21 protein-coding genes and 1 pseudogene are annotated in these 19750 nt (G+C 64.6%); 16 read left to right on the forward strand and 6 right to left on the reverse strand.

What is annotated here, in order from left to right; translation table 11 throughout:
- Positions 1-152 precede the first annotated feature (152 nt).
- Entirely contained in the window at positions 153-1805 is a 1653-nt protein-coding gene (locus tag BHE01S_RS21455; RefSeq protein ID WP_042267445.1) for a hypothetical protein, read from the forward strand.
- A 17-nt stretch (positions 1806-1822) separates the two neighbouring features.
- Positions 1823-2584 (forward strand): YjbE family putative metal transport protein, encoded by a 762-nt coding sequence (locus tag BHE01S_RS21460; RefSeq protein ID WP_042267446.1) that lies wholly within the window; start codon positions 1823-1825, stop codon positions 2582-2584.
- A gap of 98 nt (positions 2585-2682) precedes the next feature.
- Here BHE01S_RS21460 and BHE01S_RS21465 read toward each other — a convergent pair whose 3' ends face one another.
- Entirely contained in the window at positions 2683-3621 is a 939-nt protein-coding gene (locus BHE01S_RS21465) for an ornithine cyclodeaminase family protein (protein WP_042267447.1), read from the reverse strand.
- 241 nt (positions 3622-3862) lie between these two features.
- Here BHE01S_RS21465 and BHE01S_RS21470 point away from each other — a divergent pair, with 241 nt between their 5' ends.
- The 5 genes from BHE01S_RS21470 (at position 3863) to BHE01S_RS21490 (ending at position 6652) form a co-directional block, all read left to right on the forward strand.
- Positions 3863-4174, forward strand: coding sequence for a 2Fe-2S iron-sulfur cluster-binding protein (locus BHE01S_RS21470; RefSeq protein WP_042267449.1), 312 nt, complete (start codon positions 3863-3865; stop codon positions 4172-4174).
- Positions 4175-4253: 79 nt separating this feature from the next.
- Positions 4254-4562 (forward strand): hypothetical protein, encoded by a 309-nt coding sequence (locus BHE01S_RS21475; protein ID WP_042267450.1) that lies wholly within the window; start codon positions 4254-4256, stop codon positions 4560-4562.
- Between the two features lie 17 nt (positions 4563-4579).
- Positions 4580-4858: a 2Fe-2S iron-sulfur cluster-binding protein gene (locus BHE01S_RS21480; RefSeq protein ID WP_042267451.1), complete on the forward strand. Its 279-nt coding sequence runs from the start codon at positions 4580-4582 to the stop codon at positions 4856-4858.
- Positions 4852-5814 carry an alpha/beta hydrolase gene (locus BHE01S_RS21485; RefSeq protein ID WP_245639814.1) on the forward strand — a complete coding sequence of 321 codons (963 nt, stop codon included), beginning with the start codon at positions 4852-4854 and terminating at the stop codon, positions 5812-5814. Before BHE01S_RS21480 ends, BHE01S_RS21485 begins: the two co-directional genes overlap by 7 nt.
- 205 nt (positions 5815-6019) lie before the next feature.
- On the forward strand, positions 6020-6652 hold the full coding sequence (locus BHE01S_RS21490) for a GntR family transcriptional regulator (protein ID WP_042267510.1): 633 nt from the start codon (positions 6020-6022) through the stop codon (positions 6650-6652).
- A 179-nt stretch (positions 6653-6831) separates the two neighbouring features.
- On the opposite strand, the gene BHE01S_RS21495 is transcribed toward BHE01S_RS21490, so the two are convergent.
- Complete coding sequence (locus BHE01S_RS21495) at positions 6832-7257, reverse strand: VOC family protein (RefSeq protein WP_042267453.1); 426 nt, start codon at positions 7255-7257, stop codon at positions 6832-6834.
- 577 nt (positions 7258-7834) lie between these two features.
- Between BHE01S_RS21495 and BHE01S_RS21505 the strand changes: the two genes are divergently transcribed.
- Together BHE01S_RS21505 and BHE01S_RS21510 are read left to right on the forward strand one after the other, a co-directional pair.
- Complete coding sequence (locus BHE01S_RS21505; protein WP_245639815.1) at positions 7835-8212, forward strand: hypothetical protein; 378 nt, start codon at positions 7835-7837, stop codon at positions 8210-8212.
- An 11-nt stretch (positions 8213-8223) separates the two neighbouring features.
- On the forward strand, positions 8224-8445 hold the full coding sequence (locus BHE01S_RS21510; protein ID WP_042267512.1) for a hypothetical protein: 222 nt from the start codon (positions 8224-8226) through the stop codon (positions 8443-8445).
- Positions 8446-8482: 37 nt separating this feature from the next.
- On the opposite strand, the pseudogene BHE01S_RS39210 reads toward BHE01S_RS21510, so the two are convergent.
- Positions 8483-8779 (reverse strand): annotated as a pseudogene (locus tag BHE01S_RS39210) (plasmid pRiA4b ORF-3 family protein); the annotation flags it as partial.
- A gap of 394 nt (positions 8780-9173) precedes the next feature.
- Here BHE01S_RS39210 and BHE01S_RS21520 point away from each other — a divergent pair.
- The 3 genes from BHE01S_RS21520 to BHE01S_RS39215 all read left to right on the forward strand — a co-directional run bounded on the left by BHE01S_RS21520 (position 9174) and on the right by BHE01S_RS39215 (position 12595).
- Entirely contained in the window at positions 9174-10349 is a 1176-nt protein-coding gene (locus BHE01S_RS21520) for a porin (RefSeq protein WP_042267459.1), read from the forward strand.
- Between the two features lie 461 nt (positions 10350-10810).
- Positions 10811-11983 carry an FUSC family protein gene (locus BHE01S_RS21525; RefSeq protein WP_052406034.1) on the forward strand — a complete coding sequence of 391 codons (1173 nt, stop codon included), beginning with the start codon at positions 10811-10813 and terminating at the stop codon, positions 11981-11983.
- A gap of 255 nt (positions 11984-12238) precedes the next feature.
- Entirely contained in the window at positions 12239-12595 is a 357-nt protein-coding gene (locus tag BHE01S_RS39215) for an FAD-dependent oxidoreductase (protein WP_042267461.1), read from the forward strand.
- Here the strand turns inward: BHE01S_RS39215 and BHE01S_RS21535 are convergent.
- Together BHE01S_RS21535 and BHE01S_RS21540 are read right to left on the reverse strand one after the other, a co-directional pair.
- A complete protein-coding gene (locus tag BHE01S_RS21535; RefSeq protein ID WP_042267462.1) occupies positions 12580-12891 on the reverse strand; it encodes a DUF4148 domain-containing protein in 312 nt (103 codons plus the stop codon). The genes BHE01S_RS39215 and BHE01S_RS21535 overlap by 16 nt on opposite strands.
- Positions 12892-13075: 184 nt before the next feature.
- The gene (locus tag BHE01S_RS21540) at positions 13076-13780 is read right to left on the reverse strand and encodes an SDR family NAD(P)-dependent oxidoreductase (RefSeq protein ID WP_042267463.1); all 705 of its coding nucleotides are present in this window, start codon (positions 13778-13780) and stop codon (positions 13076-13078) included.
- Between the two features lie 181 nt (positions 13781-13961).
- Between BHE01S_RS21540 and BHE01S_RS21545 the strand changes: the two genes are divergently transcribed.
- A complete protein-coding gene (locus BHE01S_RS21545; protein ID WP_042267515.1) occupies positions 13962-14891 on the forward strand; it encodes a LysR family transcriptional regulator in 930 nt (309 codons plus the stop codon).
- A gap of 43 nt (positions 14892-14934) precedes the next feature.
- Here BHE01S_RS21545 and BHE01S_RS21550 read toward each other — a convergent pair whose 3' ends face one another.
- A complete protein-coding gene (locus BHE01S_RS21550; RefSeq protein ID WP_042267465.1) occupies positions 14935-15906 on the reverse strand; it encodes a LysR family transcriptional regulator in 972 nt (323 codons plus the stop codon).
- 207 nt (positions 15907-16113) lie between these two features.
- On the opposite strand from BHE01S_RS21550, the gene BHE01S_RS21555 reads away from it, so the two are divergent.
- The 3 genes from BHE01S_RS21555 (at position 16114) to BHE01S_RS21560 (ending at position 19553) form a co-directional block, all read left to right on the forward strand.
- Positions 16114-18327 carry an FUSC family protein gene (locus BHE01S_RS21555; protein ID WP_042267467.1) on the forward strand — a complete coding sequence of 738 codons (2214 nt, stop codon included), beginning with the start codon at positions 16114-16116 and terminating at the stop codon, positions 18325-18327.
- A 130-nt stretch (positions 18328-18457) separates the two neighbouring features.
- Entirely contained in the window at positions 18458-18679 is a 222-nt protein-coding gene (locus tag BHE01S_RS37020; protein ID WP_084069089.1) for a hypothetical protein, read from the forward strand.
- Between the two features lie 400 nt (positions 18680-19079).
- Positions 19080-19553 carry a hypothetical protein gene (locus BHE01S_RS21560; RefSeq protein WP_157025545.1) on the forward strand — a complete coding sequence of 158 codons (474 nt, stop codon included), beginning with the start codon at positions 19080-19082 and terminating at the stop codon, positions 19551-19553.
- Positions 19554-19750 lie beyond the last annotated feature (197 nt).

The following is a 19750-nucleotide window of genomic DNA, read 5'->3' on the forward strand; positions in this document are numbered from 1 at the left end:
CCTCAAACGGACGGTGTACCGCACGCCGATGCGCCGTCCGTGCAATGAAGTCCGCATGACTTTTTCCGGCTGCTTTTTCGGCCACAACGCGATGCACCTGGTATGAAACCACGCTCCATCGTCCCCGATACCATTACGAGCTGAGGCCTCCCATGCACTCCATCGCAGTTCTGACGCCAGCCCACTTCTGTTATCTGGCCGGCGTCGTCGCGATCATCGCGACGATGATCTTTCGTGCCAACGTCGTCGTGCCCGCGATACTCGCGACCTTCGCGGTGGCGTTCGCGTGGTCCGGCAAGCTGCTGACCGGGTTTCAGGCGATCTTCATGGGCAGCCTCACCGCGGCCCACGAGCTGTTCAACATCTTTCTCGTGATCGCGCTGATGACGGCCCTGCTCAACGGCCTGCACGAACTGGGCGCCGATGTGCGCATGGTGCGCCCGTTCAAGCGCATCATGGCCAACGGCCACGTGGCGTTTTTCATTCTCGCGCTCATCACGTACCTCATCTCGCTGTTCTTCTGGCCCACGCCGGCCGTGCCGCTCGTTGGCGCGATCCTGATTCCTGCCGCCGTGTATGCGGGCCTTCCGCCGCTGGGCGCCGCGGCCGCCATTGCGATTGCGGGGCAGGGCATGGCGCTTTCGTCCGACTATGTGATCAAGGTTGCGCCGGGCATCAGCGCGAAGGCGGCGGGCACCGACATGCTCGCGGTGGCCAACACGGCGTTCGGCCTCTCGCTCGTGGTGGGCGCGGTGGCGCTCGCGCTCACGTGGTTCTTCGTGGTGCGCGGCAAGGTGAAGGCGCCTTCGGCCGCCAATCTCGCTGCGTGGGAAGCGGCAGAGGGCGGGCTCGACCAGGCGGCGCAGGAGCATCAGGGCAGCTTCGCGAAGGCGGAACTGGCGCGCGGTACGAGCGGCGGTTTCGGCGACGATCACGGGACGCACAACAAGCGTGGCGAGCACGACGAGCGTGACGGCAGCCTTGCGCAACGCGGTGAGGCAGAACCGGCGCTGGCCTCCATGTCGCTCCCGCCGCATGCGCTCGGCGGCGCGGCGCTGCATATGACGCCCGTAGCCGCCGGGGTGCTGATCGATCGTCGCGAGCTGTGGTCGAAGGTATTCGCGCTCGTCACGCCGCTCGCGTTTCTCGCGGTGGTGGTCGTGATGATGCGTCCGGGCATGATCGGCTCGGGCGCGATTCGCGGCGGCGACGCTGCGGCGCTGATCGGCGGCATGGCCGCGGTGCTGATGATGCTCGCCACGCTCTCGCACGGACGCAAGGGCTTTCTCGATCGCACGGCCGAGCACATCATCGACGGCTTCGTGTTCGCCTTCAAGGCCATGGGCGCGGTACTGCCGATCGCGGGGTTCTTCTTCGTGGGCGACGCGAGTACGGCGGGCCCGATTCTCGGCGTGGCGGCGGGTGCGCATGTGCCCTCGTTCCTGTTCGAACTGGTGCAGGCGTGCAGCCAGATGATTCCGCAGAACCCGCTGTTCGTATCGTTCGGTATCCTGCTGATGGGCATGATCACCGGTATCGACGGCTCCGGTTTTGCGGGGCTGCCGCTTACGGGTTCGCTCTCGGGCGCCCTGGCGCCAATGGTGCACCTGCCCTCCGCGACGCTCGCCGCCATCGGCCAGATGGGCGCCGTGTGGACGGGCGGCGGCACGCTCGTGGCCTGGTCGTCGCTGATCGCGGTCACCGGCTTCGCGCGCGTGCCCGTGCTCGACGCCGTGCGTGCGCTGTTCCTGCCCGTCGTTTGCGGGCTCGTGGTCGCAACGCTCGCGGCTGTGGCGTTCGCGTGAAGGCAGGTGCCGAGGCTATGGCTGCACTCTGGCAGAACCTTCCAGCGGACTTCTGGCATCATGCGCTCGCCGTGCTGCAAATCGTCTTCATCAACCTGCTGCTCGGCGGCGACAACGCCATCGCCATTGCGATGACGTGCCGCTCGCTGCCGCCGCAGCAGCGGCGCGCGGGCGTGTGGCTCGGCACGGGGCTTGGCGTTGTGTTGCGTTTCGCGATGGTCTATGCAATCGGCTTTCTGCTCGCGATTCCGTATATGCACATCGCGGCAGGCTTGTTGCTCGCGTGGATCGGCATGCAACTGCTGCGCGAGACGCACGAGGCCGGTGCGCAGGACGACGGCGCGCCGGGCGCGAAGGCGCTCTGGCGCGCCGTCATGCTGATCCTGTTCGCCGATTTCGCCATGAGCCTGGATAACGGCCTCGCGACCGCGGCCGTGGCGCAGACGCTGCCGGAAGGCTCACGCACGGCGATCGTGTTTGCGGGCCTCGCCGTGGGCGCCCCCGTCATCGTTCTGGGCAGCACAATCATGCTGCGCGTGCTGGAGCGCTTTGCGCTGGCGGTCTGGCTGGGCGCGGCATTGCTCGGCTGGATCGCGGCCGGGATGCTGCTCGCCGATCCCCACGTGGCCGGCGTATTGCGTGCGGCGCTCGAGGTGCTCGGCGAAGGCGCGGCGAACGAGCGTCTCGCGCGCGTGCTGCTGTGCGCCGCGGTGATGGCGCTCGTGCTCGTTGTGCCGTTCGCGGAGCGTGTGGGACTGCGTCGCTCGCGGGCCGGATGAAAACGCGTCCGCACGTGGGCTGGATGCGTTGAGCCGCGTCGAGTACGCAGCGACTGCGGAGGGCCGGTGCAGCGCGCCGGCCCTCCGCTATTTCCCTTTTACTGCGCATGCGCGATGTACGCGCGCCACGCGAGTGCCGCGAGCGCGGCGTCCTGAAGCCCGATCCCGACCGCCTTGTAGACGATGATCTCGTCGTCGCGTTTGCGGCTCAGCGCATCGTCTTCCAGCGCATCGCCGAGTTCGACCAGCTTCGCTTCGTCCACCACGCCGGGCGCGGCGAGCACGAGATCGCCGGCTTCCTCCAGCGCCTGATCGCGCAACTCCACCACGATGCGGCTGGCGCGCGCGAGCGTCGCGTCGTCGATCTCGCGCGCGTGCGGCAGACTCGATCCAATGGCGGCGACGAGTGCGCCCGGCTTCAGCGCGCGGCCGTCAAAAAGCGGCGTGGTGGCGCGCGTGGCGGTGACGATGACGTCGGCGCCGTCTATCGCCTCGAGCGCGCCGGATGCGCCCAGTGCCGTGGCTTGCACACCGCGCGCGCCGTAGGCCTCGTTGAGCGTGCAAGCCAGTTCGGCGTCGCCTTCCATGCCGACTATGCGCAGGGTCTTCAAGTTTGTGAAGCGCGCGAGTGCGTGCGCGTGGGCGCGTCCCTGCACGCCGGTGCCGAAGATCGCAGCGGTTTGCGCGCCGGCGCGGGCGAGTCGCTGCACCGCGAGCGTCGTGGTGGCAGCGGTGCGCAGGCGCGTGATGGCATTGGCGTCGAGCGTGGCGAGGCATTGGCCGTCGGAGGCGCGGAACAGCACGATCACGAAGTTGAACTGGCCGCGGATCGTCGTGTAGACCTTCGCGGCGGCCACGTCGGCCTCGGTCAGCACGGCACCGAGTGTCGAGAGTTTGGTGCCGCCCGCTTCGGTACGCACGCGTCGTTGCACGGCCGCCTTGCCGCGCGCCAATTGGCGAAATGCGCTCGAGAGGGCGGGGATGGCCTGCTCAATGTCGATGAGTTCGTCGATCTGCTGATCGGTGAGATGAATCATGGGCAAATCCTTGAGATGAATGAGTAGGAAACAAAAATAAGTATACGGTATACCCAAACTAGGATGATGAACAGGGCGCCGCGCTCGAAATGCTACTGTTAGCGCTTGATGACGCCTGTGATCGGTGAAAGCAAGGGCAGCTTTTTGAAAACGGTATACAATGTTCAAAATGAGTTACACTGCACCCGTGCCTGTTCGCGAGCGTGCGAGCAGGCACGGGGCTCAGGTCACAGGAGGATGCATGCCAGTCGTCGTGTTTCGCAGGAACGGGGAAAGCTACCGGGGGGAAGTGAAAGAGAACACAAATCTGGTCGTTCGCGCGGGCATCAGGCAGTTTCCGTTTCCGCATTTGCGCTACGAGTGCGGCATGGGCAAATGTGCGAGCTGCGCGTGCCGCGTCGTAGCGGGAGGCGAGCAGTTGCCGCCGCCCAACTGGAAGGAGAAGAAGCAGCTCGGCGAGCGGCTGGACGCCGGCTTCCGGCTTGCGTGCCAGCTCTGGATCGAGCACGACATCGAACTCGAACAGGACGAACTGCCCGCAGCCGGGTCCTGAACGCGGGCGGGCACGGTCGGGCGCGCAGAACGTAGCGGTGAGCGTGCCCGAGTAGGGCGAGAAATGAGCAGGAGAACGTATGTATATCGTACTCACGAGCCGGCCCGGGCAGTATCGCAGCGAGCCGACCGAGGGCATCACGCCGGTCGAGACGCACGACTACTTCTACGGCGTGAGCCATGTGGCGGCGTTCGTGGTCGCGCGGCTCGAAGGCGAGGCGCGCGTGCGTATTGTCGAGGACGCAGTGGCCGGCGGCAAGCAAGCCGTCAACCTCGTCCCGACCAAATTCTTCGAGAAGTTCGCGACCTTGCGCGAGGCGCTGGCTTCTATCGAGGACCTGACCGGGCGTGGCCATGACGAGGCCAGGCTGGTTCGACGCGAAAACTAAGGATTGCGCAATTAGAAATGGTTCAGATCACTTTCTTGAGCAATGGTGGCAAGACGGTCGAAGCGCCGTCGAACAGCAACCTGCTGCGCGTCTCGCTGCGCGTGCAGGGCGGCATTCCCTTCAAATGCGGCGGCGGCCTGTGTGGCACCTGCAAGTGCAAGGTTGAGGCGGGCCGCGAGCATACGGACGAGGTCAAGCAGAAAGAGCGGCGTCACCTGAGCGAGGACGAACTGGCGAGCGGCTACCGCATGGCTTGCCAGACTTTCATCAACGGCAACGTGAGCGTGTCATGGTGAGCATGGTGAGAGAAGACGAGATCGCACAGGAGCCGTTCGGCGCGCTGGAACCGGAGCAGCGCCGGCGGATGCTCGAACTGGGGCCGCGCTGGAACGACGACATCGTCGGGCATCGCAAGGCGGTGATCGACTGCTATACGCCGGTGGTGGCCGCCGCGCCGAAGCACGGCATCCGCGTGGAGCGCGAGATTGCCTATGGGCCGCACGCGCGCCAGGTTCTGGACGTGTTCGATCCCGCGCCGGTGTGCGGCGAGGGCGCGCCGCGCGAGGCCGTGCTGTTCGTGCATGGGGGCGCGTTCGTGCGCGGCAGCAAGAGTGTGAACGGCGAGATTTACGACAATGTCTGCCACTGGTTCGCGCGCCAGGGCTTCATCGCCGTGAACGTGGAATATCGACTCGCCGACGAGGCGCCCTGGCCCGGCGGTGCCGAAGACGTTGCGCTCGCGCTTGCCTGGGTGCGCGAGCATGCCGCGCGCTGGCGCATCGACGCCTCGCGGGTTTTCCTGATCGGCCATTCGGCAGGCGGCGCGCATGCGGCCAGTTGCCTGTTCGATCCCGCGCTCGCGGGCGCCGTGGCGCCGGGCAGCGTGGCAGGCCTCGTGCTCATCAGCGCGCGTCTGTTCGCCGACGTCGATCCGCGCAATCCAAACGCGGGCCCCGTGCGCCAGTATTTCGGCGATGACGAATCGCGGTACGCCGAGCGCTCGCCGCTCACGCACGCGGCGTGCGCCGAGGTGCCGGTCATGATCGCTGTGGCGGAATACGAAAACCGCTTTCTCGACGGCTACGGCGCGGCATTCTTCCTGGCCGTGCTGCGCCATCGTGGCGTGCCGCCACGCTTCGTGCAGATGCGCGGCCACAACCATACATCGATCGTGGCGCACTTCAATTCCGGGGAGGAGGTCCTTGGGCGGGAAATACTCGCGTTCATGGCCACGGTGCCGCGCGGGACGTAGAGAGCGGAAGGGCGCAAATTTGACGTCGCGCACGGCGCGCGCGTTTCGTATCATGTGTACAGTCTACGAAAACCCGGGCACTGCTAGAATTGTGCCAGCCGCTTTGGGCGCTTGGGTGCAACAGTCAGATCGTGGGGACATGAACATGGTACGGGGAGCCGTCGGGGCAAACGGTGCAGGTGGGGCGGGCGGCCGCGAGCCGATCATGCACAAACAGCTTTCGGAACTGGTGATCGCCCGGCTGCGCGAGTTGATCACGGCGGGCGAATACAAGCCGGGCGACCGGCTCGTGGAAGGCCGCATTGCCGATGAGCTGGACGTTTCGCGCGTGCCGGTGCGCGAGGCGCTGCGCGCGCTTGCGGCCGAAGGGCTCGTCGAAGTGCGGCCGCGCCATGGTGCCGTGGTCGCGTCGCTCGACCCTTCCGCGGCGCGTGAAATGGTGCAGATCCGCGCTACGCTCGAAGGGCTCAATGCGCGCCTCGCGGCCGAGCATTGCACGCCGGAACTGGTCCGCCAGATCGAGGAAGTGTTGCAGGCCGGCAACGCCAAGGTGGCGGCTGGCGAAACGGCGGGCCTGCTGGAACTGAACGCCCGCTTTCACGACCTGCTCTATGCGGCGGGTGCCAATTCCATGCTGTCCGACCTCATGCGCTCGCTGCGCGACCGCACACGCATGCTGTTCGTGAACGCTACCGACGAAGAAGTGCGCCTCACCTGGGGCGAGCACGCGGCCATCCTGCGCGCCGTGCAGTCCGGCGATTCTGCGCTCGCGGCCATGCTCGCCGAGCGACACGTCACACGCGCGGCTCAGTATTACCTCGACCACCTGGCGCGCTGAAGCAGCGCGCCAGGCAATCAGCCGTAATCTGCTCAATGAGATTGCGCGTTGCTTTGCGATTCGAAGCCGCTACCCGGTTCGCAAGGACGGCGAGAACCGTTCCAGGTACTTTGCGAACGATTTGCCGCGGGCCTTTACTGCTCGCCGGCCGGACCATTCATCGACCTTCGGCCCTGCCACTACCCTCCCCGCATCGATGGCGTAAAGGTGATGCCGACCAGCAGTCCTTCCGGTCCGATGAAGCGACTGACGGTCTGGCCCCACGGCTCATGCCGGTTCCTGACCAGCATCCGGTACCCGCGTGATTCAAGTTCTGCCGTAGCGGCTTTGACGTCGTCGACATCAAACTCGATCCAGGCTTGCGGGACGGGTATGTCACTGCGCCACGAATCCGTGCCAAAGCACGACTGAGCGGCCTGAGAGAGCGGCCACAAGGCGAACGTGTTTGCCCCTTTCAGACTCTCCGTATGGAGGTAGCCGTCCTTTTCTTCCGAGAAGGGGATGCCGAAAGCTCGGCTGTAGAGTTCACGGCTTGCCTGGGCTTCAATCGCAATCGGGCCGAAGCCAGCGATGAACAAGGCTGTGGATTGTAAGCGCTTTTCCATGGCTTCTCCTTTGCCGCGAATGGGCGGCACTGAGGAACGAACATGTCCGCCCGCGGCCCGTCGCGCTGATGTGACGGCCACATGATGCAGGTAGCGCGGGCACGGACGAGTGTAGGCCTGTTTCAGGTGGCTGGCAGGCATGTTCTCCCCGCAGCAAACGGTAGAGGGAACCCGGCGGTTTCACGATTATCCTTTTTCCCCGATTCCGTGCGCTGTAATGCCAGTACCGGAATTCTGATCTATTCTCGAATATCCGGTTGCCCGCATGTGTCGTGCGCGATTCGCGTTTCATGGTGTTCATCAGGTGTCCAGATGATGAATCGAGATGGCGAACCGCTGGTCATCGCATGCCCAACATTTGCGGGTCGAAGAAGGAGGAAATCGTTAGCAAACGGGCTGTATCAATCGGCGGTTTCGGCATGAAGAATGCTGACGCGATGAGCCATGCTCTGTGGAGGGGCGCGCCGTGTATGGAGCGGCTGCAACGAGCCATGCCGACCAGTCAGTCTCAGAACACGATCAACGTTGCCGGGTGTAGTCTTCGGAAGGCTGCGGGACAACTTTCATGGAGGGTGTGATGGCATTCAAATCGCATTGGAGAATGCTGTTTTCTCTGAGTCTCCTGCTACTGCCAATGATGGGCAATGTTGTGCACGCCCAGAGCATTCCCATTGTCACGGGGCAGCAGTGGGCCGCGTCTTCGGAAGCGGAAAAGAAAGCGTATCTCGTCGGTATCGCCAATCTGGTCGAGATCGAGCGCGCCTATGCCGGCAATAACGCGAGCAGTAATGATATCTCGCTGCGTTTTGGCAAAGGCATGCAAGGGCAGACGCTCGACAGCGTGCGCCAGGGGCTGGACAACTATTACGCCTCGAATCCTGCAATGATCCAGCACCCGGTAATTGAAACCCTGTGGTTTCAAATGGTTTTGCCCGGTCTGCAGAAGAATCAGTGAGGAGACCGATCATGAAACGATATGGATGGTTCGTCAGTGTGGGTACCCTCGTCGCCGTCATGGGCTGCACGGATATGACCCCTCGTCAGCAGGGGACGGTGAGCGGCGCGGCAATCGGGGCGGCCGGGGGCGCGGGCATTGCCGCGATCGCAGGTGGCGACGCGTGGACCGGTGCGATTATCGGCGGTGTCGCGGGAGGCGTGGCCGGTAATATACACGGTGGCCATCAGTAGACGTGCCGACCGGGCCTGTTCGACTCAAGTGGGGAGATATGGCTGAGAGCAGCTGATTCGCGAGCACGAGATCGAAGGCCGCGGATCGAAGCTGTCGCCACCCCGCTCGAGGCAGCGGCCGTGCCTCCTCGTGCGTTGGATCGGTGATCGCTTCGAGGAGGTCGGCATATCCTGGCACGCCACCGACGTCCTCCGGTGGACACGCATTCTGCCCGTCCAGCAGCTTCGCCGGCGTGGCCCGTGCTTCATTGAGCATGGGCGGATCGCTATGGAGTCCGAAGTCATCCGGCTAACCATAGTTGGTTTCGCCGAAGACGAACTCGTGCAGGCGCCCGGCAAACAGGCGTCTTCGGCAACGAGTTCGAACGAGACAGGCTGGCCGTCGATCTTGACGCCCTGGGCCCTGGCGTCGTCGGGAGTCGTCTTGACGCCGTTCTCCAGGTCCTTGCCGTAACTGGGTTAGGTCCGCTGGGCAGCGCGGCAAAGCCGATCTTGACGTCGGTATCCGCGCGGGCGAGCCTTGCGTCCGGCGACCACGCCCGCTGGGTCGATTCCGCCCGGATCTGGAAAAGTGCATTACGAAAATGGCACTTAGTCGCAAATTTTCGATGTTTGAAACTCCCCTCCTGCAATGCAACACGCTTATCGGCTTCCGGTTCGACCGGCTGGGCGCATAAGCGGAACGGGGGCGGCGAATGCCGCGATTTTGCATCGACGGGAGAACAGAATTGAACGCAAAGCTGGGGGGATGCCTGCTCGTGACACTGATCGGCAGCAGTGCGGCCTACGCGCAGAGCAGCGTCACGCTCTATGGGAAGATCGAAGACGGGCTCAACTTCACGAGCAACGCGCGGGGTAACTCGGCGTGGCAACTGGAGAGCGGCTACGACTACGGGAGCCGTTGGGGCTTGAAGGGTACGGAAGATCTCGGCGGCGGCGTGCGCGCGCAGTTTCAGCTGGAAAACGGCTTCGACGTGAACACGGGCCATAACGGGCAGGGTGGCCGCCAGTTCGGCCGCCAGGCCTGGGTCGGCCTTTCGTCCGATCGATTCGGCGCGCTGACGCTTGGCCGCCAGTACGATCCGAGCGTGGACATGTTCTCGCCGATGACGGCCAACGGCAACTGGACCGGCTACATCTTTGCGCACCCGTACGACAACGACAACACCGACTACTCGTTCCGGGTCAACAACTCGGTCAAGTACGTGTCGCCCACGTATCGCGGCTTCACGGGCGAAGCGATGTATGGTTTCAGCAACGAGGCTGGCGGATTTTCGAATAACCGCCTTTATGGCTTCGGCGCGCAATACGTCAACGGCGGTCTTACGCTCGCCGCTTCGTACCTGAAGATGAACAATGCGACCAGCGCGACGACCGCGGACGCGAATTCGTCGGGCGCCGTCACGAGCGACAACACGTTCAACGCGAGATCGCAGCAGAATATCGGCGTGGGCGTGAACTACACGTTCTCCAACTGGCTGCTCGGCTTTGCGTATTCGCACGTGGATGTCTACGATCCCACCGCCAACGCGTACTTCACCTCCGATGGCGGCAACACGCAGCCGGCCGGCGGCGTATGGCACGCGTGGAAGTTCGACAACTTCGAAGTGAGCGCGCTGTATCACTTCACGCACGCGCTCTACCTCGGTGGCGCTTACACGTACACGCAGGCTCATTTGACAGCGAGCACCGGCAGCTACAATCCGAAGTGGCATCAACTGAGCCTGAAGCTCAATTACGACCTGTCGGCGCGTACGTCCGTGTATCTCGAAGGCGCGTACCAGCGGGCCGTGTCCGCGAACACGGGCACGCAGTTCGACTATGCGAACATTCCCGGCTCGGCCGACGTCTCTTCGGGGCAGAACCAGATGGTGTATCGCATCGCGCTGATTCACGGCTTCTAAAGCGCGGCGCTCTCCTTCTCGCACGGTTCTCGACGCGGGGCCGTGCGAGTCAAATCGCCTCCATTGCTTTCGATCTGAAAAAAGCCTGGTTCCCGCTTGCCTGTCGTTCCGATTGGTTGCGTGTTTCGCCAGCGCCCGCCGTGGACCCTTCCCGCATTTCCTTGCCTGATTCACGGGGGAATACACCGTCACCATCGCGATAGCCCGCGCGATTTTTGTCGATCGCGGTATCGACATAATTTTGATCGGCTATTATCCGGGAAAACCCGCATCGTGTGCCGGGCGTCACACCCTCGACGCCGCTTGCGCGCGGCCGGGAAGCACGCCTCGCCGCGCGCACGCCAGGCCGGAGATCCCGGCACGAGTGCGCCTGGGGCGTTCACTCAACGCCGGGCTGTCGCGCCCGGACATCGGCACGCGGCCACAAGCCGGCTTGCCGACATGCACGGATATCGTCGACCATGATCGCCGCCGCCTGCTCACGCGCGTTCAATCGCGCCCTGGTCCAGGACCCCGAATTTGCGCGCCTGCGCGCCGCCGCGCGCTCCACGCTCGCTTGCCTGCTGACGGCGGGTCTTGGCGTGGCGTGGGCGCTCCAGCATCACGACACGCCGACGCTTGCCGTCCCCGGCGCGTTGTTCGCGATGATCGCGCCGCTGTTTCTGCGCGAAGCGCGTGTGTCGGGCTGGCTCGTTTCGCTGCTCATTCTCTACTTCTGCGCCTTCGCATCGTTTGCGGGCGCCGCCGAAGTGGCCTCGCAACCCGTGCTGCGCGTAACCGGTTCGCTGCTGGTCGTGTTCGTGGGCATGCTGTGCCAGACGCTCGGTGCGCGGGCCGTGGGCGCGGCGCTGATCACGCTGGTTTGCTTTTACCTCGGCCTCTATCTGCATCCTTCCCACGCGCGGATCATGGAAATGCTGGTCGGGATGACGATTGCGCCGCTCATCGTCGTGTTCGTCGGGCGCGTCGTCATTGCCGTGGAGCGCAGCGGCGCGCCGTCGCCGTCGTTCATGCAGGCCTTGCCCCACAGCGTTGCGGCGGCGAAGGCATGGACCGGCGCGGCCACACGTTATCTCGCCGACCTGATCGTGAGCGGTCGGCCGACCGGGCGGCCACTCGCGACCACGCTCGCGCACCGGCTTCACCGGCTCGCGTGGCGGCCCGCGCTGGTGGCCACGCTCGCCGCGCTGCTCGCCATGCTGGCGGGCGGCGAGTTGTCGGAAGACCGGTCGATGTGGGCCGTCATCACCACATTCGTCGTTTTTCTCGGGACTACTTCGCATCAGGGCACGCGCACGCGCGTCCTGAAGCGGATTGCCGGCACGTTGACCGGCGCGGCGGCCAGCGTGCTGGTCGTGACCGTATGCGGGCAGGAGCCCTGGGTGCTCGTGGCCGCGATGGCCTTGTCGGTTTTCGGCTGGGCCTATTACATTCTTCACGCGTATGCGCGCGGCGTGTTCTTTATCACGATGCTCGTGGGCCTCGTTTATGGGCAGCTCGGTTTCGCCATCCTGCCGCTCGCGAAACTGCGTATCGAGGAGGTCTTTGCCGGATGCCTGATTTCGCTCGCCGTGGCCGTGTTGCTGATGCCGTCCGCGACCGCCCGCGCAGTGGCCGTGCTGGAACGCGAGTGACATGCGGCGCTTCCTGAATACATCCGGCATGGATGCAAGGCCGGCCGCACGTCCGTTCGCCGGAATGCGCAGGGAAGGGCGAGGCGCTGGTCTCGCTGATCGGCGAATCCGCCAATACCGTGTTCGATCTGGCGCGGCGGCACCGCATGGAATGCGGCGCGGTACAGGCCGGCTGGATGCAGCCCGCCCACCCACCGGGCAAGCCGTCCTGGCCTTGCGCACTCGCGTGTCGAGCAATGGCGGCGCGGCGTCTAGGTGGAACCGCTCGACCATGACCGCACCGCCGAACTGACCGGCTCGTCGTTCTGGTACGGCGGCTGGCAGAACATGACCGGCGGCCACCTGAACCCGCTTGCATTCGTACGGGGGCTCGCGCGCGCAGCACAGGATGCGGGTGCCTGCGTCGTGCGCCAGGGGCGCGTCAAGCTGTGCGGGGACGAACGGCACGGCTGCGAAAAAGGCCCAGACCGTCGCGGTCTGGGCAAGACCGGAGCACGGGGCGCGCGCTCCGGCCGGAGGTTCCGCCAGGAACCGGCGCTTCACGCGCGCTCGACCTGGGCTCGCGGCTCGCCCGAGACTCGCAGGCCGCGCGGCAATTACTGGCCGAAGTAAACCGGCTTCATGCCGTCGTCCGAGGGGCGCACGACGGCGGGCGCACCCGACGCCGACGAACCCGCCGGGGCGCCGCCCACGGCGCTGTTCTGCGCCGCGACCTTGGCTTCGGCGGCCTGGATCGCTTCCGGATAGTGTGCGTTGTCGCCGTCGCCGGGGTGATAGCCGGCGTTTTCGAGCTGGATGAGTTCGGCGCGCACCTGGGCGCGGGTCAGCGGCGCGTTCGACTGGGCGAACGAAGCAACCGGGACGATAAGGGCAGTGGCTACGGCAACAGCCTGAATAAGCGACTTCATGATTACGACCTCCAGTTTGGTTGGTATTGGGCGCGGTATTTGCTGCAACCCATGACCAGAAGTGTAGAAGTCGTATGACCCGGGGTTAACCCCTGATTTCCAAAGGCACTGTTCCGGCTGGCGGAAGGATCGGCGCGGCCCATTTTTCGCACGTTCGCGCGAAAACATCCCGATGCCGTGTGGGTCACCACGGAACGGTTCGCCCGAGATAGTCGACGTAATGCAAGCCCGCGCGGCCCTCATGAGCGTCGATCGTGTTCACCAGGTTCGGAATGCTGTCCTCGATGCCGAGCCTCGCGTGCGGACCGCCCATGTCGGTTCGCACCCAGCCGGGCGCCATGAGCAGCAGGGTTCGCGGGTCGCTTGCGCGGCGAGCCGCGAAGCTGCGCATGAACATGTTGAGCGCCGCCTTGCTGCCTCTGTACACCTCGTAATTCCCGTTTATGTTGTTCGTTATGCTGCCTTGCCCCGAGGACATCACGCCAATCGTTCCGCCGGGTCGAACGAGATCCTCGAATGCCTCGACCACGCGCATCGGGCTCAGCGAGTTCGTCACCATTACGCGCACGAATTCTTCCGTCGAGACATCCGCGATCGTTTCGCCGTCATCGTTCTTGACGCCGGCATTGACGAAAAGGAGATCCAGTCGCCGGGTTGCGAGACGTTCGTGCAAGGCGGCGACCTGGTCCGCCACCGTGATGTCGACCGTTTCGACTTCCAGCGCGCCCGCCGCGCTTTGCGCGCGCTGGCGCAGCTTCGCCGTGGCGTTTTCTCTGCCCGTGGCGATCACTCGCCAGCTGCGTTTGAGATATTCCTCGACCATGGCGAATCCCAGACCGCGAGACGCACCGATGATCAGCGCGGTTTTCTGAATGGTGGCGTCCGGCATGGGCAGGGTTCCTGTGAACGAGAATGGAGGGAGCGCATCAAGCGTGCATCAAGCGCGTATCGAGCGAGTATCGAGCCGCACAGGCAATATATCGACGGGCGCAGCGCGGCGGAATACGCGCGCGCTGCATTGATACCGTGCACCGGACGCCATGACCCGATACCCCATGCCAGGACGCAACATGCCGGAACCCGATCTGAATCTGCTCGTCGCGCTCGATGCCTTGCTTGTTGATGGCAGCGTGATAGGCGCGGCGCGGCGGCTGGGGTTGAGCGCCTCGGCAATGAGCCGCACCTTGACCCGGCTTCGCGAGGCGACGGGCGATCCGCTGCTGGTTCGCGCGGGCCGGCGCATGGTGTTGACGCCTTACGCCGAGGCAATTGGCGGGCGTACGCGCGCGGCGCTCGACGAGGCTCGCGCCGTTCTTCTTCCCGCCAGGACCGAACTCGATCTTCAAACGTTGCGGCGGACCTTTTCCATTCGCGCCAACGAAGGCTTTGTCGAGGCCTTCGGGCCGGCGCTGCTCGCGGCGGCAATGTCGGCCGCGCCGCACGTGCGTTTGCGTTTCGCGCCGAAGCCGGAAAAGACCGCGACGCACCTGCGCGACGGCTCGGCCGATCTGGAGATCGGCGTGCTGGGCGAAATGGGTCCCGAGGTGCGCTTGCAGGCGCTGTTTCGCGATCGTTTCGTGGGCGTCGTCAGAAAAGGCCATCCGCTGGAGGCCGACGCCCAGGTGAGCGCCGAACGGTACGTGGCGTTCGACCACGTCGTCGCGTCGCGTCGAGGCGTTGCGAACGGACCCGTGGATGACGCGTTGGCAGCGTTCGGACTGAAGCGAACGATCGTCGCCGTGGTCGCGGGCTTTCCTGCCGCGCTGGCCGTGGCGCGTCATTCGAATCTCATTGCGCTCCTGCCCGCCTCGTTCCTGAGCTGCCGGACGGATGGCGGGCAGGGCCTCGCTTGCGATGACGTCTACGCGTTCGAGCTTCCGGTCGCCACGGAAACGATCACCGTGTCGCAGATGTGGCATCCGCGTTCGGAAGCAGACCCCGCGCATCGATGGCTCAGGCAACAGGTGCTTTCGGTTTGTCGCCGGAAGTTCCCGCACTGACCGGTTCGCATGACGTTCGCACGACGAATTGAACGGCTGCCGGCTAGATCGGCGACGCCACGGTCTCCGCACCGGCGAGTTGTTGCTGCGTGAGTTCTTCGAGCAAGGTCATGTCGCGGGCGATCACTTGGGAAAGATGCACGCGCAGGAACTCCACCCACGTTTTCGTTTTCGCATCCACGAACTTGCGCGACGGATAGAGCGCATGAATGCTGTTCTTCTGGAGGACGTGCCGCGGCAACACGCGCACGAGCGTGCCGTCGCGCAAGCCCTCTATTGCCGTATACACCGGCAGCATGCCGATGCCCAGGCCTTCGCGTATCGCCACCGCGAGCGATTCAGCAATATTCACCTGAACCGGACCGCTCACGTGCATCTTGACGCTGCCTTCGGGGCCTTCGAGCGTCCATTCGTGAGCGGGCACGCCTGGCGTCCTGAGTATCAGGCAGTCGTGACGCGTGAGATCCGCCGGCGTGCGCGGCGCGTCGTGCTTGCGTACGTACTCCGGCGACGCGCACAGGATGCTGCACGAGTTGCCCAGTTGATGGGAGATGAGATCGGAGTTCGGCAGCGACGCCGCGATGATCACCGACACGTCACTGCTGCCCTCGAACAGATCGGGCAGCGACTGCGAAAGGGTGAGTTCGACCGTCACTTCGGGATGCATCATGCGATAGCGCGAGATCGCGGGCAGGATGTACTGCTGCCCGATGCTCGCGAAGCTGTGCATGCGCAGCGCGCCTGCGGGGCGTTCGTGCGCGCCGCCAGCTTCGTCTTCCGCGCGCGCGACGTCGGCGAGTATCTGCTTGCAGCGTTTCAGATAAACCTCGCCGGCCGGCGTGAGTGCGAGCCGGCGCGTCGAGCGGTTGAGCAGACGGGTGCGAATACGGGCTTCCAGATCCGAGACCGCGCGTGACACGGCGCTTGTGGGTGAGTTGAGCGACTGGGCTGCCGCCGTGAAACTGCCGGCTTCGACGACGCGGACCAGCACTCGCATGTTTTGTAGTGTATCCATCAGACCTGCCAGACTTCCTTGTGAATATATTTGTCCGCTGTAAAAGCGATATTGTCGCTGGTTGCGATTCGCCATTGTTGAGCGATCTGGAATGGAGGTTCTTTTTGAGTCCCATTAATTCGCCCGTTTGAGCCTCATACAATCGGCGCCCGAGCCCGCCCTGCGCAGCGGCTTTTTTCACAACAAAACGGGTGTCGTGCTTTTTCCATGAATCGCGTGCGAGCAGTCAATCGAGCGAGAAACCTGCCTCATCGTGCCCGCGTCATATGGCGTGCGGTGCGGCTCGGTTTGCGTGACTGGCAGGCCAGCCACGGCACGATCTGGCTTCACCTGCTCAAGACGGTCACGGCTGCGTTGCTCGCGATGGGCATTGCAATGCTGCTCGATTTACCGCAGCCGCGTATCGCGATGACGACGGTGTTCGTGCTGATGCAGCCTTTGTCCGGCATGGTCTTCGCAAAGAGCGTGTATCGCATCGTGGGCACCGCGGTGGGCATGATCGCGGCGGTGGTGCTGGGCGCGGTGTTTATCCAGCAGCCCGAGCTATACATCATGGGCATCACGGCCTGGGTCGCCGCCTGCACGGCGGCGGCCATGCGCAACCGGCATTTTCGCTGGTATGCCTTCGTGCTGGCCGGCTATACCGCCGCGCTGATCGGCATTCCGCTCGTGATGCAGCCCAACGGTCTCTTTCTCGCCGCGCTCGGGCGCGGTGCCGAAGTGGCCGTGGGCATTCTGTGCTCCGGCGTGGTCAGCGCCGTCATTTTGCCCCGCCAGACAGTCTCGCTGATGGAAAGCACGCTGCGCAAACGGTATCTGGACTTCACCTCGTTTGCGGCGCTCGTTCTGTCGAGCGGGATCGAAAGAGGCGCGTTCGAAGGGCGATTCGCGAAACTCGTCGATGAGATCGTGGGCTTCGAGGCCACGCGCGCGTTCTCGTTTTTCGAAGACCCGATCATGCGCGCGCGCAGCCAGTTGCTGGCGCGGCTGAACGGCGAGTTCATGGACGTGTGCGCGCGCCTGCACGCCTTGCGGCAACTGAAAAAGCGCCTGCGCTGGAGCGAGGAGGCCATCGCGCCGCTCGCGCCGTATTTCAGCGAGCTTGCCGCGCTGCTCGCGCAGCGCCCGTGCCAGGGCGAAGCGGATCGCGCGTACGCGCTGCGCATCGCGCGAGGGCTGGAGGCGTTCATGCGCACGCTGCCGCGCCACGTGCGCGAGACGCGCCGGCCGCTGGAAACCGCCGCGCCCGATGCGTTGCAGGAATTCGATACGTCGGCCGAACTGATCTATCGCTTCACGGCGGAGATCGTCCGCTATAGCCGCACGTGGGCGTCGCTCAAGCAGGCGGGTCTGCCCACGGAGCGCCGCATCACGCGTTATGTGCCGCGCACGAGCTGGTACGTGGTGGCGTTCACCTTCATGCGCACGGCCGTGGTGGTCGCCACGCTCGGCTGGTTCTGGGTGGAGACCGACTGGCCGAGCGGCGGCCTGGCGATGATCGCCGGCGCGCTGGCCTGCGCGCTCACCTCGTCCGCGCCGCGCGCCACGCGCATGGCCTTCCAGATGGCCGCGGGCGCGGGTTGCGCGGCCGTGGTGGGCTATCTGCTCATGTGCTACGCGTATCCGAACATCGACGGTTTTCCGCTGCTTTGCGCCGTGCTCGCGCCGTTTTTCGCGCTCGGTGCGTTCCTCGCGACGCGCGCGCGCATCGCGGGCTTCGGGGTGGGCTTTTCCGTGTTCCTGTGCCTGCTCGCGGGTCCGGACAACGTCATCGTCTATACGCCGGATCTGCTGATCAACAACGGCATCGCGGTCGTCGCGGCGATGATCGTGGCCGCGCTCGCGTTCGCGGTGGTGTTTCCGCCTCACATGACCTGGCTCGTCGAGCGCATGCGCGTGGCGTTGCGCGCGCAGGTCGTGCTTGCGTGCCACGGCGAGCTGGATGGCCTCAATCAACAGTTTCAGTCGGGCGCGCACGATCTGATGCATCAGTTGCGGCTTCTCCTCAATGGACGCACGCAGGCGCACCGCCGCGCGCTGCGCTGGATGCTGATCACGCTGGAAGTGGGGCACGCCGTCATCGACCTGCGCCACGAGGCGCAAACCGCCGCGTGGTTAGGCGCAGCCGACAGCCGGTGGACCGCATGCCTCGAAAAGGTGAAAAGCGATATCGCGCGGCTTTTCGAGCACCCGGGCGCGGAGCAGCTAGAACGCGCGCTGATGGCGGTGAGTGCGGCCACCTGGATCGCCCAGCAGGCGCTGCCCGCAGTTCGCCACGAACGCGAGCGCCGCCACGACGTGCAGCGGCTCCTGAGCCACCTGCATTTCATCCGCAGTGCGCTCGTCGACCGCGACACGCCGCTCGGCGCGATTGCGCGTCAGGCCTCGTTTCACCGCCCGCTGCGCACGCGACCCGCTTGAAGCAGAGGGCCGTCGCGATCTTGCTGCGGTCTGCAAAGATGCCATCCACGCCGCGTCCTTAATCATTTCGACTCCGCGCCATATAGTCACATCATCGCTTACGCAATACTCGTTAGCACTGGAGATGAAAATGAAGTCCGTGAAGGTCGCTGCTATTGCCTGTTCGTTGTTTGCCGCCGCCGCTGCGTATGCGCAGAGCGAGGCACCGGCAGCAGGCGTTCCCCAACAAGTCGTGCAATCCGCCGCCCCGCAGGCAGCGCAATCCCCTTCCCGTAGCGAGAGCGCGAAGCCCGCAAAGAAGGATGAATGCGTCGGTCCGGTCAGCTTCTGCAATATCTTTTTCGGTAGCTGAGATCGAGCGTCGCGCGCGTTAAAAAAGCTTCGCCCTGGCCACGGCGTCGGCCGCTTCGCGAGGCACGCAAGAGGTTTTGTTGTAAGCGGGATGGCGCACCGCGGGGCTGAACCAGGATTCGTTGTCCCCCAACGCGCTGGGATTACTGCGTGAGTGCCCGTGTTGCCTACCCAACCCGCAGAGCCTGCAGCTCACATGGAGGAGCGTGGCAGGCACTCATTCCCTTTCCGCCTTGCCGGCCCGGTCCGGTGTTTTTTTCCCGTCGAAGCAGACGTCATCCACGTCACTCCCCGAATGTCCCGTTGCGCTATAGCGGCCTGGCCAACTCTACCGGGACATCGCACCCTACGCCGCGAGCAATTCGCTCCGGCCGTTCAGTGAGCCATCAGGATACGTATTCATGGGCCGCCCCAAATTCCGAAAAACGGGTTACAAACACGTGACCCGAAACAAGCTCTTGCCGCTCGCCGCCTCTATGGTTCGCGCGACCTCGTTGCAAAACCATCTGGCGCTCGAGGCGCTGCGCAGCCGCTACGGCGCGAGCCTTCATGTCACGCTGCTCTTTCGAACCGTCTATCTGACCTACCTCTTGCGCGACACCATTGAGCAGGGCTGTGATCTGGACGTGTTCCAGGACGCGGAATCCGCGTTGTACCAATGCAGCCTGCGCGCCGACGAGGACGGTTCATGGCAGCTTGCCGAAGCCGATATCGACGCGCTAAAGATCGTGCTGACCGTGCACGACTGGCAGCTTCAGTTGGTCCCGGCGCATATATACGAGTCTGCATGCGCGCACCTGCTCGATTACTTGATTAGCGGCGAGAAGACTGTCATTCCCGCGTCGTCGGGTGATGCAATGGCCTGGAAGGTCTGATTCGCCTGGTTGAGCACATCAGCATGCCGAAATATTATTTCGGCATGCTGATGTTTTGAGCGTGAAGGCGGTGTTGCGACGGGAGTCGCGGTGAAGTATGCGTCAATGCCTCGCGCACCGGGGAGGGCGCGAGGCCAGGGGATCAGACTGGCGTGACCCCCGCTACCGGCCTGCCGCGTCAAACCGCGCGGCGGACC

It is taken from the genome of Paraburkholderia heleia NBRC 101817, from assembly GCF_000739775.1.
In the GTDB taxonomy this organism is placed as follows: Bacteria; Pseudomonadota; Gammaproteobacteria; order Burkholderiales; family Burkholderiaceae; genus Paraburkholderia; species Paraburkholderia heleia.